The sequence below is a fragment of the Paenibacillus sp. SC116 genome, assembly GCF_024733555.1.
Taxonomy (GTDB): Bacteria; Bacillota; Bacilli; order Paenibacillales; family Paenibacillaceae; genus Paenibacillus_B.
The window spans coordinates 1,430,597-1,445,531 of the sequence record NZ_JANIOF010000001.1; the positions used below are offsets into that span (position 1 = coordinate 1,430,597).

The following is a 14,935-nucleotide window of genomic DNA, read 5'->3' on the forward strand; positions in this document are numbered from 1 at the left end:
GAACAGCCCTTATCCTAATATAGGACAAGGGCTGTTCTTTTTATAACAAAGCTTTTAGTTCCAAGATAGCTCTAATTGTTCTTCGTAGATCGCTGGTTCCGAACTCTCTGCTTCAGATGATTGCATGTCGAATGGCATCTTGCGAGCTACGCCTGATTGATGTGCCGCTTTAATAACTGCTGTTCGAACGCTCTTAGCAACTTGTTCATTAAACACGTTCGGAATGATGTAAGTTTCGCTTAACTGATCATCTGTCACCACAGAAGCGATTGCATGCGCAGCAGCAAGCTTCATTTCTTCGTTGATATCGGTAGCACGGCAATCAAGTGCACCCCGGAATATACCTGGGAAGCAGTGAACATTGTTAATCTGGTTAGGGTAATCCGAACGCCCTGTCGCCATCACTCTAACAAACGGTGCTGCAACATCAGGATCAATCTCTGGGATTGGGTTCGCCATTGCAAATACGATTGGATCGACCGCCATTTTCTGAATATCTTCAATCTTCAACACACCAGGTGCAGATACACCGATAAATACATCCGCTCCAGCAATAACATCTGACAGTGCGCCACTTAGATTGTCCGGGTTCGTCATTTGTGCATACATTGTCCACTGCGGGTTATCATATTGGATGTCTCTGCAAATTGCACCAGCACGCTCTACACCAATAACATGACGAACACCTGCTGTAAGAAGCATTTTCGTACATGCAATCCCAGCAGATCCAATGCCATTTACAACGACTTTAATATCTTCTAGTCGCTTGCCGCATACTTTAAGAGCGTTGATAAGTCCTGCTAAAATAACAACCGCGGTACCATGCTGATCATCATGGAACACAGGGATGTCCAGCTCTTCCTTTAGACGTGCTTCAATTTCAAAGCAGCGTGGTGATGAAATATCCTCGAGGTTAATCCCACCGAAAGTTGGAGCCATAGCTTTAACGATACGTACAATTTCATCTGGATCTTTTGTATCCAGACAAATTGGAAAGGCATCGACACCAGCCAGCTGTTTGAACAACATAGCCTTGCCTTCCATAACAGGCATTGCCGCCGCTGGTCCAATATCGCCTAGTCCAAGCACCGCAGTTCCATCCGAAACAACAGCAACCGTATTGCGCTTAATTGTTAAAGTATGAGCTTTATCAGGATCATCTGCGATAGCCGTACAAATTCTCGCTACCCCAGGAGTATATACTTTCGAAAGCATATGCCGGCTTTTAATTGGATGTTTCGGCTTCATTTCAATTTTACCGCCAACATGAAGCAGGAATGTCTGGTCTGAAATATGAATCACTTCAACACCTTCCAGCTTCGCCAATTGCTCTCCTAACATCTGTCCATGTTCAGGATCTGTGACGTTAACCGTGATGTCTCGAATATGATGAGTCTTCGTGGAAGAAATAACATCGATACCAACGATATCGCCGCCATCATAACCAATTTGTGTCGCCAACGTTCCGAATGCTACTTTCTCCTTGCCGTATTTTACTCGGATCGTTACGGTAAGCTGTTTATTCATGTTGCTTCGTTCTTTCACAATGGGTTCCTCCTCGTTGGTTCATCTCCATTTATTCTATGAAGTGAACCATTCCCTATCCAAGCTGTGTATTTTGCAAAGCATTATCACTATCTGTTTATATATCGTTTATTTTGCAAAGAAATTCAATAGCAGTGTCGCCAAAATTACGGTAGCCGCTCCACCAAGACGAGTAGAAATTTGAGCAAACGGCATCATGCCCATGCGGTTGGATGCAGATAAGATTGCTACATCGCCCGTACCGCCCAAACCGCTGTGGCAGCCTGTTACGATAGCAGATTCAACTGGATACATATTCATGAAGCGAGCAATGAAGAAGCCAGTTCCAACCATAGCAATTACAACTGAAGCACAAACTAAGATGTAGCCTGGGCTAATTACTTTAACAACATCATTCAACGGTACATACAGCATACCGAGACCTACCATTAGCGGCCACGTCAATGACGTAGACACAAACTTGTACAAGTGGAATGCGCCATGCTCTACTTTTTGCGGTAGCAATTTCGCATATTTTGCAACTGCAGCCGCGATAATCATAATAATCGCACCTGGAATACCGACGAACTTGGACATCAATGCGCCAAAGATGAAGAAGCTGCAAGCGACGAGCAATCCAGTACCCATTTGAGCAAAATCAATCTTTTTCTCTTCTTCTTTCGTATTCAAAAGATCATTGTCTGCACCAGACTTAACGAGTACTCCGTTACCGCTCAAATGCGGGCGTTTCTCACCAAGACGCTTCAACAAACCTGCGCAAATAATCGCGACCACGTTACCGATAATCGCCGCTGGAATCATCATCGATACATACGTAGCAGACGATTCTCCGAGAATGGCAGAATAGGCAATCGACAGCGGTAAGATACCTTCTCCAATTCCACCGCCAATAATCGGTACGATAATAAAGAAAAATGTGTGATAAGCGCTGTAACCGAAAGCCATGCCAACAAGCAAACCTGCACCAACTGAAACTAATGTACCAAGCACGAGCGGTACGAACATTCGAGAAAATCCTTTAATTAATACCGTGCGATTCATCCCTAGAATACTACCAGCAACTAAAACCGAAATGTAGAAGTACAAGAAATTCGATTCCTTCATCAACACATGAACGGCTTCCATCGAATTTGGGTTAAACCAATTCATGAACACCATGGTCGAAGGAACGAAAATAGCAAGAATCGCTGGTCCCCCGATATCTTTTAGAATAGGCACTCTTAATCCAATATCACCTAACAAAACACCCAACACGATGATAACCGCGAAACCACCGATCATATCTGTCGGCAGCTTGCTAAAGTAAGCAGCTAGGAACACGATTGTTGCTAAAGCAGCATAAAGCGGAAGTGGAATGACTCCGACTTTTATTTCATTAAGCTGCGTTAAAAAGTTCGCTTTTTTAGATTCTGTCTGTGGATTGACTTTAAGTTGACCGACATTCTCCATCCTTGCAGCACCTCCTAGTTGTTGATTACGCATTTATCATATTCGAAATGTAAACGCATTCATAGAATATGAAAGTTAAGGATTTGTTTTGTAATTAAAGTAAGTGGATTTCACTTGAGACTTATATAAATAGCAAAAAAGCAGCCTTTTCGGCTGCCAGATGCGCTATTACTTATAAGATTCTAAATAAACAAATCGTAATCGCTTATTATATTACTCCGTTAAAGGTATCGATGAATACGGCTTGCTTTGTCGGGGAGATAACGATACGTGTACGAAGGCCTGCCAACAAACCCATAGCAAATTTCAACATCAAGAACACCTATCTCATTAAGGAATTGCAAATATTTTCGCATCGAAACTCGTGAAATGCCCACTTCAGCAGCTAACTCCTCTGTCGTAAATGACTTTCCTTTCATTCCATCGACACAGTTGTACACCAATTGCAGCGTATTCTTCGTTAAACCTTTCGGTAGATCAATGCTCTCGGTGTGACCTTTTACATCAGCTGCATGAAACAAGAGTTTGTCCAATTCTTCTTGGCTCATCTGGTTCTGACTTTGCATCAAATTAACTTCTTCACGATACGTATGAAGTGCTGCCTGAAATCTACTAAATTCAAATGGCTTAATTAAGTAATCAACTGCGCCTAATCGCAAAGCCTTCTTCACACTAACGATATCACTTGCTGCCGTAATGACAATGACATCTACCGATTGATCACGCAGTCGGATCGTCTCCAGCAGCTGTAAACCGTTCATTCCTGGCATATAAATATCGAGCAATATCAAATCAATCGGTTCGTTTTGTAGAACATCAAGCGCTTCATCCCCATTTGATACGGAAGTGATATGTTGAAAACCACTCATCTGCTGCAAATAATGTTTATTGAATTCCCTAACCATCGGATCATCTTCCACGATCATTACTTTGATCAACTTTTGTCAACTCTCTCTCTTGCTGGGATAAGGAATCGTAATCGCTATCGAAGTACCTATATTGGAAGTAGACTCTACTTCCAAAGTTCCGCATGCTTGCGCTACACATTGCTGAACAAGATGAAGACCATAACCTCGATCCTCGCCTTTTGTGGAGAAGCAAAGCTCAAATATGTGCGGTCTTATATGCTCAGGAATGCCTAGACCATTATCGATAACTTTCAGGGATAACATCCCCTCATCTTCATAAAAGCTAATACGGACGATTCCACCTTTTCCATTCGATAGCGCTTCCATAGCATTGTCTACCAAATTACCCATGATCGTAATTAATTGATGGGCTGTAGTCGAATGTTCGGATTCTGGAAGGAAACTTGTCTCACTCAGTTGAAGGGTGATGCCAAGTTCACGTGCACGGCTCATCTTGCCTAACAAAAAGCCCGCTATTACTGGCTCACGCACTTGCCTCATAATAAGCCCTATATCTTCTTGATGGCGATTTGCCACTTCACTCACATACTGCTGAAGTCGGTCATATTCCTTCATATGGACGAGCCCAAGAATGACATGCAGTTTATTCATAAATTCATGAGCCTGTGCCCGTAAAGCATCTGCATACATCCTGACACCTGTAAGCCTTTCAGCCAACTGGCTGAGTTCGGTCTTATCTCTGAACGTTGCAATGGCACCTGCTACTTTTCCGTTTACAAAAATAGGAACGCTATTTACCACTAAACTAATGCCTCTTAACTCAATTTCACTATCTGGGACAGCTTGTTTGGTTCGGATCGTCTGCCTGAGAAGACCAGGAATTATCTCATCCGCATATTTGCCTACCATCGCGGTATTTACCCCTGCTTTATCAAACAATCGTCTTGCTTCATCATTCATAAGTGTAACCCTACCGTCTCGCTCCACGGCAACTATACCTTCTCGTATAGACTGAAGCATCGCACTGCGCTGTTCCAACATATGCGCAATCGCCGAAGGTTCTAATCCGAACAAAATGCGTTTAATTTTGCGAGCTAGCAAAATTGCACCGAGTCCACCAGCTACAGCGCCGAATAACAGTCCAAGATAAATGATCCACCTGCTTTTTGTTACCGCATCCTCAACATGCTCCAATGAAATGCCAACGGCTACAGCCCCTACTTGGACTCCCTCTTCTGTCACAATGGGCTTGAAAGCTCGTAAAGACTTACCTAACGTTCCTTCAGCATATGACACATGCTCCTGACCCTGTAAAGCTGGTTTTTCATCTCCGCCAACAAAGGGTTTGCCAATCATCGAAACATCCGGATGCGACTTGCGTATTCCGTTCATGTCCATAATCACGATATATTCCATGCCAGTTTTCTGGCGTACTAAATCCGCATAGTGTTGAATTTGTTCCTCTGGCCTTTTTCCACTTAGCGCTTCTGCCATCATGGGAACGGTTGCAATTGTTCGTGCAACGGATGTCGCCTTTTCTTCAACTAAGTTCGCTGTGTTGTACGCAGTTTGCCGCTCAATAAGAATACCTGTCACAAGAAGGGATATCGCTACCACACTGCAAACCAGCCAAAGAATCGTACCTTGCAAACTGAAGCGCAATCGACTTTGCTGCACTTTGATTCCACCTCTTGGATCAAATTTACGCCAATTATTATATCATAGGTGCAGTACTTGGAAGAAATTTTTATTTATACACGCAAAAAAAGCAATCCAGACGGTTCACTGGATTGCAAACTCACATTATGCGTATCAGACTGCATACACTTCAAAATCCCATAATGAATAACCCCAAGTCGTGCCTCTCTTCCGGCCATTCATTTTTATATATCTGCACTTGATATCCTTAAGGTTATTAAATTCTTCAACCCCACCTGCACCATTATCGTTCGTAATAATGGTTTGCCAAGTGACATTGTCATCAGATACATCAATCGTATAAGATTGAGCATGAGATTCCCAGTTCAATACAACTCGCTGAATTTCCGTTTGCTCTAATAAATCGATGCAAATCCACTCGTTGTCGCTTCCAACAACACTTCCCCATCTCGTCCCCTCTACACCATCATTCACATTTTCTTTTGTGAAAATAGAAGTTTCTTCGGACGAGCAGGTAACAGGCTTGCCAAGCGCACAATTCGTATCTTTGTATCCCGTCTGAATCGTTACACGATCATTACATTGCTCAATGTAACCAGAGAAATTATTAACTTGTATGCGTATTTCCAAACAACTGTCATAAGCAAGATTCGTTATTTCATAAGTATTCAGCAGCGTAGTCCCGTACAGTGTGTCATTAACATATATCTCATAACTATATAAATAATCTTCCTGAATGACCTCAATCCAGTCTAACTTAACCTTATTCAAATCTAGCATTTTGCAAGTTAGTCCAATATCAGTAATTGTTGCACGGGTTTTCACACTTACACCTTCACGATGTTCGCGTTTCTCTCTGTTTTGCACAATCAATTGTTTAATCTTCGATATCGTTTCTATTTCTAATGACTTTAGCAGCAGCAGTTTATCTTCAACTTTATAGTTGTTGATGTTCGCCCCAACCTTCGCCTTCATAAATACTTTTTGAAGACTATCAGCATGCTTAATGATTTCTTCTAGTTGAGCTACAGCTGGATAGTGAATTATTTTTAAGAACTTCGCGAAGAAGTAACGAGAACCTGCAATAACTGCCAGTGCGTTCTCCATTCGATGGTAATAGGTTAACTGGTCATCTTGGTTATCCTTGTGTAGCTGAAACAGCTCATTCATACGATCGTACAATTTTAAATTCTCGTTAACTAGCAAGAAACTGTCTTCGAATTTTCTAATTAAAATCTCAACAATCTCTTCCGTAAAAATATAATCTTCATCATAAAGATAATAGATATACTTGAAGGTCTCTTCCAAATGATTAAAGGCATTTTGGATATGTATTTCTTCATACGAATGTCCCCATATACCAGGAACATCAAAAATAGTAAACGTTCGGTCCTCGTCACTATAAGACTGAAGTCCAATCACATGAACTCCATTTGGCAAATGAGCTAAATGCGGCAAATGATTTTGCGAAGCCCACATATACAGTGTTTTATTGGCTGCAAGCTTTTCTTTCACATACGGATATGCTGACGACATTGTAGGAAAATATCGATGCAATATATATAGCCCGACATATCCTAAATCACCAAGGGTCTTTACGCGCATCGTCCAGCGGTCCAACCCATTAACAATAATATCCTCTAAAATGTCATCCGTATCAACGTACGCATCAAAGAAAAGATAATCCACCGGTATTCCTTTATCAAGCAATTCGGCAAGGTATTGTGCTTTAAAACAATTGATATACCGATACTTATAATAATGCATATGATTTACATTCAAAGAAAACCCTCCTTGAAAATCAAATCGTGGCAAGTTAGAAATACAGTTGGCATGAGGATAATACAACGCTATCATAGATGCAGATAAAATTTGTGAAAAGCAACAGAATGAATCGAATCATGGAGTTGTGATGTGAGGTTAGGATTATATTCTAGTACTTAGTAGTCAAAATTCCAATATATTTGTTGTTATAGTAGCATACACTTCAACTCATAACAATATAATCAGTCCAAAATTAAAGTCTACCCAGATCTAATAAAGCCTTTTCGTATAACTCTCATGCAGCGCCGTTGATATGTCCTGCTCTGTGATTCCTAATGTTTTTGCATGTGCGGATAACATTTTTGCTGGGTTAGGCAGTTGCCCACGATCCAACCATGCTTTTTGATCCCACAGTTGTGACCTTTTAAACGCTTTCGCACAATGCACGAAGCATTCTTCTACAACGACTCCAATACCAAGCAAAGGTGACTTTCCGTTAACCTGCATGAGCGATAATAATGGCTCTTCTTTCGTAATGGAGGCTCTGCCGTTTATTCGCAATGTCTCTTCTAATCCTTGAATTACGAATATAAGCCCTATCTTCGGATTGCTTAGTATGTTTCTCATCGTATCTATTCTCCGATTGCCTGGACGTTCAGGTATGACCATACATTTCTCGTCTAGAATATGAACGAAACCTGGTGCATCCCCTCTAGGGGAAACATCGCAATTCCCATGCTCATCTGAAGAAGATACAAATAAGAGCGGTGAACAAGCTATAAATTTACGGCATTGCTCATCCAAATGATCGATCACTTTATGCCGAACCAATTTACTCGGGTGCCCTATGATTTCTCGTAACTCTTCTTCAGATCGGACGGTATCCCTAAACGTAGTCATATTTACGCCTCCTAGGTTAAAATTCATTATTCCCTAGCAAATACATACAAGACCCGACCTAGATTATCTGTCTCCTCGGCCGGGTCTTTTAAAAGATGAACTATGTATTTCATTATCCTGCAATCTTTCATTCAAATGCATTAAGCTTCGGTCCATGAGGTTCTTACATAACCCAGATTCATACCTATACGCTCCATATTACGATGACTCTGTGATAGGAAAGCACATTGACCGATTGCAAGTCTGCAATCATTACGATTCGCTTCTACTAATCTTGTTCGCAGCATCCTACTGTGCAGTCCGAGGTTTCGATATTCCGGCAATGTTGCTGCAAAGGTCAGCGAAGCCAAATGATTTTTCATATACATCACACTCGCTGCCGCCGGAACCTCATTCACATACGCAATAAAGAACTTCCAACCTAGACGATGATACAATACCTTATTATTTTGAGCCACATACGGAATGCCGTCATCCGACAACCCCGTTCCTCTACAATGAATGGTTGCATACATATCAAACTGCTCTTCTTGAACTTCTCTAATGACGACCCCATCTGGAACCTCTACAATAGGCAACCTAGGTTTTGTATACAAAGAGCAATGGAATCCCGATTGATACAGTCCTACATCTGCTAACTGCCTCAAAAAGTTCTGATCAACCAGAGAAGGTATGATTTCAAACTGAACTTTTCTGTCTCTGCTTCTATAAAAATCAACAATCGGCTCAATATATTCAATATCTGCGCTTGTCAGGCCCTTTACTGTATTAAACGTTGGCCACGGCATCGTTCGACTATAGAAGCATACCGCATTTCCAAAGTGTTGAATCTCAATTCCTTCAGGATTATTAGGTCTGTTCTGAATCGCAATCATACGATCTGACATATAATCTATCTCAGAGTTTTCGATATCATGAATCAATCGTAAAGATGGAACTATAGGATTCATCGGTTTCCTCACTCGCTATTTGGTGTGCACTTCGCTATTGAATATCTTGATCTCCCCCAATGAAGAGCAAGTAATCATGCTTCCCCCTCTCGCATCTTCAATATGAATCGCGACAGGAAGAGGAGCCGCAATGATATCCGACATAAACCATTGTCGTCCTTCCTTAACCAAAATGATTAGACCCTCTTCAGCTCCGACCGCTGTAAATGTATCACTTTGACCCTGCCAAGGATGTTCGCCCAATTCCGTTTTCATCTTTTCCACAACGGCTCCTACATCACGAACAGGAAATCCTACTTCACTTATATTAAAATAGCTGGAAGTGGAGAACTTCTCATTTGACGCGTTAGGAAGATTATGACGCGCAATGCATTCAAGTATATTGCCATCTGGATCGAAAAAATAGAAAGAATGCGCATTCCAATGCTCGAAATGAACAATTGTTTGTCCATCCGCTTGTATCGGAGTAACCGCTTTTTGTAGAAACTCCAGCGATTCATCAATTTGATTTTCAGGAATATTTATTGCGAAGTGATAGGATGAAGGCAGAGTCTCCTCCGTATGGTTGAACTGAAGCGCAGTACTTCCGATTTGTACGCAAAACGAACTCGCTGTTGTTTCTATTAACTCTAACCCAAGGACTTGATGATAAAAATGCTGCATCTCATTCAGGAATTTGCTTTGTGCTTCTACTTTGATGATTTTCATTTCGTCTGCCTCCACATCGAGAAGAAATTCATGATGAATACATTTGCATATGCCGCTCAACGTCTTATCATTATGTACTATTTTATGACTAGCAACAGGATGATCGATTCAATAAATCAAGCTCCTCATTCTGTGTCTGTATCCAGCATGAATTAAGCGACATTCCAGTGCTAACATTACAGATCGACACTAGTGTCTACACTTCAACAATACCTTGAATATCATAAGGATAATCGATATGCTTTTTAATAACTTCAGCCGCTTCTTTAGAGACATACTGCTCAACCATGTATAAGGCAAGATCTATCGCAGTTGCTACCCCTCCTGCGGTAATGACATTTCCATCTTTCACAATTCTTGCGTGAACAACTTCCTCGCAATAAGGCTCCAACAAATCATAAGCATTCGGGTGAGTGGTTGCTTTTTTATTTTCCAAAAATCCAGCTGCCCCAAGCAGTAGCGCGCCTGTGCACACGGATACAATCGTTTCAACCTTCTCCGCCTGCTTCAGCCAATCAATAAATTCTTTATCATATCTAAGTTTACGAGTTCCAATTCCACCAGGAACATACAACAAGTCGTATTGTGACAGGTCTGGCTTTACTTTCGTTACTTTTACCGTAAATCCCAGCTCATCTGTAATTTCTTCCGTTAGCCCGCAAATATCCCAAGTCGTTCCTTGTGTTTTGACAAACATGTTTAAACGATAAATCACATCATAAAATCCGATAAAATCCAAAAACGTAATTCCATTAAAGAGTACAAATCCAATCTTCATTGTTCTGCCTCCTCATTCGTAGGTATTTACTTATAAATAAAGACCAAATGCTGCGAACACTTGGTCTTTACAATATGATTATCTACTATTTTTCCATCGAGCTACCTAATTGATTAAGGACGAAAGTAAATTCACGTACGATTAAAGTTACAGTTATATTTTACCTTTGTTTGCCTTCATGCACAAGCAGATCCTTAATTTAATCATGGTACTATGGAATCGTTTTTCTATAAAAATCTATCATCTGCTCAAAAATAGAAAGCTCGTCCCTACGTACTCCATGCACCGCTTCACTTTGCTTCAATATGTGCCGCACATTGTCCTCAACAGAGTTTGCCTTATAAATACCTACAGATCGTGGCATCATGCTGCTCATGTACTTAAAATAGGTAAGCTGTGGTGTGATTAAGCGCAAATGCTTCTCAAAATTCCGTCGCGATCTTGTACGATCAGAATGTTTACGCTGCCTTAGCTTCTCTTCCTCAATCCAGAGTACAACATAAGCATCAGGAAACGATATTTCTTGATTCGCAATTTTCTCTCGGAAGTAGCTCGCCGTCGCCTCAAGCGTCATGGACTCGAATCCATAAACCCAGTCGTACCATATTTTAAATATATCCCCGTCTAGAATAACATACTCAACTTCCTTGCTCTTCTCTTTCGCCAGCTTCCATCTGTCCACTTGGCGTTCCATCAGCCACATCATGAGGTCTTTTCCTTCTAGCTGCGGTTTATCAAATAGAAATGCCGTTTCTGGCACAACATAGGCATTGTATCGATCGGCAAATGCTTTGCATGTTGTACTTTTTCCCACCGAACTCGCGCCTTCGATACAAATAATGGTCATGAATCTACTCCTTGATTATTATAGAAACTAAAGTCTATTGAAACAGACCATCCCTATTTTTGGCAAGCAGCCTCTTCATAAAACATCATCACTTTTTTGAAATAATGTCGAGTTTATCTCAAGTTACAATTAGTAAACTCTTAATATAAACGAGGCTACTACGCCAGTCTTCAATTGTTGTGATTGTGGTTGCGTGTGGAATTTGCTGTTGAAAGACATTGATGGATAAGAACACGATGAATAGCTGGCATAATATACGAGTCTTTATCATTTCGAGGCTTATTTCTTTTTCCATTCTGCTTAATGCTGAGCCGATCCCCAACTCGGGTCGTAACATTCGATATTATCGGTCACTTTAGGAATAATGGGTTCAGGACGGCTTCAAGTTTATCCACCGCTTGTATGAGAAGGCTCTGGAAGGGTCCGTTTACACGGAGCTGCATGAATCATGTAGTATCCATAACTGATGAAACTAATTGTAAAAATTACAGATTGCGCATTCACAGTACAGTATAATCGACTCAAGCTGCCCTCTTATTCAGATACTGCTTGATATAGTAGCATCTGACCACGGAGTGCATTTTCAATAGTTTGTTGCAGATGTTGGACAAGCGCTTCTGAGTGGTCATTCAAGAAGAAATGTCCACCCTCATAAAGGTGAGCTGCACACGTTCCTTCTGTATACTGCTTCCACCCATTCAACTCTTCAAGAGTAATGTTATCATCGCTTCCCCCAAGGACTGAAAAATCACATGTCAACAGATTTGACTTGGGTTGGAATTGATACGTCTCCACTGCTTTCAAATCCGCCCTAAGCATAGGGACAAATAGGCTCACTAGCTCCGTATCCTGGAACAGTTCTGGCGGTGTGCCCCCTAATTTAATGATTTCCTTCTCGAATTGCTCAGGCAAAAGCTTGTGCAGAGGATTGCTCCGTCCTGGCAGATGTGGCGCTTTTTTTGCCGCCATGCACATATGAAGCGGCATATGCCCTGTACGCTCCAAAATTCGGTGCGCCAATTCGAGGGCAACTAGACAGCCCATACTGTACCCAAAAAACGCAAACGGACCAGAGCCGACTTTTCCCGCGACAGCATGATAGACATCTTCAACCACTTCGTCCATATCGTCACAAAGCGGTTCTCCCGTTCTAAATCCCCTACCTGCAAGTTCGACAGGTACAAGCTCGATTTTTGCAGCATCAATATACTTTTTCCATCGGGCATATATAGCAGAGGATCCTCCTGCGTAAGGTAAACAAAATAATTTAACTGGCTGCACCATTCTACATCCCTCTTCACTCATTTATGAGCGTGACCTGCATCTGTTTCATATCAAGAGAGTCATCGCTAAACCTTTATTTATCTCAGTAACCCTTCTAGCAACTAGACTCAGTTATACGTACTGTTCTTGGAAGGAAAACGACAATTTGCAGCACTCTATTACAGCCTGCTTCAAAATCTCACATCCCGCAGCAAGCTCTTCCATAGGAATAGTCAGCGCTGGCATCAGTTTGATTACAGTATCACGGCGTCCTGCCCTTTCGATAATCAGACCATGCTCGTAACAACGTGTAACAATCGCTTTGGATAGATTCTCATCTGGAATGCCTGATACATCAATACCCCACAACATTCCTAGACCCCTCACTGAAATAAAAGGACTAATTGGTAGGATTTCTTCCTTCAAATATTGTTCTATGTAGCGAGACTTCTGTTCCGTCTCCTGCTCCAATCGAATCAATTCACGGAATTCCAACGCAGCCGTCGCACCGACAAATGCCAGCTGATTACCACGGAATGTGCCATTATGCTGTGCTGGCTTCCATATGTCTAGTTCCGGCTTAATTAGTACCAAAGACATCGGCAATCCATAGCCGCTGATAGATTTCGATAAAACTACAATATCAGGGACAATACCTGCGCGCTCAAAGGAGAAAAATGAACCCGTTCTTCCACAACCTACTTGGATCTCATCGCAGATAAGCAAAATGTCATGGCGGTCGCAAAGCTCCCTAAGCTGGCGGAGCCATTCGCTTGGCGCTACATTTAATCCACCTTCTGCTTGCATCGTTTCGAGAATAATTGCAGCTGGTTTGGATATACCAGAATGGTCATCTGTCAAGATGGTCTCCATGTAGGCTATAGTATCCAATCCATCAATAAAGCCAGTTGGGTACGGCATAAAAGTTACGTCATGCAGCGCTACCCCTCCAGCCTCCCGGTGGTAAAGGTTACTCGTCGCTGACAACCCCCCTAGCGACATGCCATGAAACCCTCCAATAAAGGAGAAAATACCAGAACGATGCTTTACCAATCTAGCTAATTTAAGTGCAGCCTCCACTGCATTCGTCCCTGTAGGACCACAAAATTGGATCTTATAATCCAAATTTCGTGGTTTGAGTATTTTGTCTGAAAACGTCTGTAGAAAAATTTCCTTTGCTGACGTGTACATATCCAACCCATGACTTACACCATCGGACTGGAGGTAGCCAATTAGCTGCTCCTTAATAAATTCGTTGTTATGACCATAATTCAGGGCTCCAGCCCCAGCAAAAAAATCGATAAACTCCCTACCTGACTTCGAATACAATACAGATCCTTTTGCACGCACGAAAACATCCGGAAACGACCTGCAATAGGATCTTACATTGGATTCCAGCATTTCAAACGTATTCATCATAGTAATCTCCTCTCATTTTGAGGATGCAAAACTTCCCTGAGTGAGCGAAATCATTAGGTGCAAATTGGAAGCATTCCCAATATGAACAATATACTCCCGTTAATAAAGTAAGTCCAGAAATATTTAGGAGATTGGGTTTATTTTATAGGTTTGCAATAGCAAGGGATATGAGTAAGCGCGATTCAGTTTTTATTATGAAGATTATGTCGACCATATGAATTTGTCATCTATGACTCTATTTATTTACGTAAACTTATACTTTTTCATACAGGCTAATCTTCCAGCCATTTTCCCATTCTAATCGCTTTACATATTTGTATCCGCTCTCTACGTAATACTGGTTTAATCTATGATTCTCAGCCATACAATCCAGCCTGATTTTCTTTCCCTTATCTCTGATATATTGCTCAGCCCAGCCTAATAATTGACGGCCAATCCCTAAGCCTACATAATCTCTGCCTACCGCAAATTTATGTATATACCCAGATCTCTCATCATCAAGTTCTTCCCACACCCTTGGATCTGACCAACAAATAAATAGCGTCCCAACAATTTCTGCATTCATTCTTGCCAAGAAAAACTCACATCCGTTGTGGAAAAATTCATGCACATGTTCGAGATGAATTTCATCAGGATGCCATTGGTTTATTCCCTTCGATTGGATCCAGCTCGCCGCTCCCTTTAATAACTTCAAGATTTCATGACTTTCCTCAATCGATGCTGGCGATACGTCAATAGAAACACTTTCTCTTACTGGTTTCACTAGTCTCACCTCATATTTTAT

13 protein-coding genes are annotated in these 14,935 nt (G+C 41.5%); all 13 read right to left on the reverse strand.

Annotation, left to right across the window (positions count from 1 at the left end; translation table 11 throughout):
* Positions 1-54: 54 nt before the first annotated feature.
* A complete protein-coding gene (locus tag NQ117_RS06245) occupies positions 55-1,527 on the reverse strand; it encodes an NAD-dependent malic enzyme (protein ID WP_258278181.1) in 1,473 nt (490 codons plus the stop codon).
* A 126-nt stretch (positions 1,528-1,653) separates the two neighbouring features.
* Entirely contained in the window at positions 1,654-2,994 is a 1,341-nt protein-coding gene (locus NQ117_RS06250; RefSeq protein ID WP_258277119.1) for a 2-hydroxycarboxylate transporter family protein, read from the reverse strand.
* A gap of 221 nt (positions 2,995-3,215) precedes the next feature.
* Positions 3,216-3,932, reverse strand: a complete 717-nt coding sequence (locus NQ117_RS06255; protein WP_258277120.1) for a response regulator — start codon at positions 3,930-3,932, stop codon at positions 3,216-3,218.
* A 6-nt stretch (positions 3,933-3,938) separates the two neighbouring features.
* Positions 3,939-5,540 carry a DcuS/MalK family sensor histidine kinase gene (dcuS, locus tag NQ117_RS06260; RefSeq protein ID WP_258277121.1) on the reverse strand — a complete coding sequence of 534 codons (1,602 nt, stop codon included), beginning with the start codon at positions 5,538-5,540 and terminating at the stop codon, positions 3,939-3,941.
* Positions 5,541-5,675: 135 nt separating this feature from the next.
* Positions 5,676-7,304 carry a discoidin domain-containing protein gene (locus tag NQ117_RS06265; protein WP_258277122.1) on the reverse strand — a complete coding sequence of 543 codons (1,629 nt, stop codon included), beginning with the start codon at positions 7,302-7,304 and terminating at the stop codon, positions 5,676-5,678.
* 252 nt (positions 7,305-7,556) lie between these two features.
* Positions 7,557-8,186: a pyridoxamine 5'-phosphate oxidase family protein gene (locus NQ117_RS06270; RefSeq protein WP_258277123.1), complete on the reverse strand. Its 630-nt coding sequence runs from the start codon at positions 8,184-8,186 to the stop codon at positions 7,557-7,559.
* Between the two features lie 140 nt (positions 8,187-8,326).
* Positions 8,327-9,136 (reverse strand): GNAT family N-acetyltransferase, encoded by an 810-nt coding sequence (locus NQ117_RS06275; protein WP_258277124.1) that lies wholly within the window; start codon positions 9,134-9,136, stop codon positions 8,327-8,329.
* 15 nt (positions 9,137-9,151) lie between these two features.
* Entirely contained in the window at positions 9,152-9,844 is a 693-nt protein-coding gene (locus NQ117_RS06280) for a VOC family protein (protein ID WP_258277125.1), read from the reverse strand.
* Positions 9,845-10,040: 196 nt separating this feature from the next.
* Positions 10,041-10,622 (reverse strand): DJ-1/PfpI family protein, encoded by a 582-nt coding sequence (locus NQ117_RS06285; RefSeq protein ID WP_258277126.1) that lies wholly within the window; start codon positions 10,620-10,622, stop codon positions 10,041-10,043.
* Positions 10,623-10,833: 211 nt separating this feature from the next.
* Positions 10,834-11,469 carry an AAA family ATPase gene (locus NQ117_RS06290; protein ID WP_258277127.1) on the reverse strand — a complete coding sequence of 212 codons (636 nt, stop codon included), beginning with the start codon at positions 11,467-11,469 and terminating at the stop codon, positions 10,834-10,836.
* A 534-nt stretch (positions 11,470-12,003) separates the two neighbouring features.
* Positions 12,004-12,753, reverse strand: coding sequence for a thioesterase II family protein (locus NQ117_RS06295; protein WP_258277128.1), 750 nt, complete (start codon positions 12,751-12,753; stop codon positions 12,004-12,006).
* A gap of 111 nt (positions 12,754-12,864) precedes the next feature.
* Positions 12,865-14,148: a diaminobutyrate--2-oxoglutarate transaminase gene (gene ectB / locus NQ117_RS06300; RefSeq protein ID WP_258278182.1), complete on the reverse strand. Its 1,284-nt coding sequence runs from the start codon at positions 14,146-14,148 to the stop codon at positions 12,865-12,867.
* A 256-nt stretch (positions 14,149-14,404) separates the two neighbouring features.
* The gene (locus NQ117_RS06305) at positions 14,405-14,914 is read right to left on the reverse strand and encodes a GNAT family N-acetyltransferase (RefSeq protein ID WP_258277129.1); all 510 of its coding nucleotides are present in this window, start codon (positions 14,912-14,914) and stop codon (positions 14,405-14,407) included.
* Between the last annotated feature and the right edge of the window lie 21 nt (positions 14,915-14,935).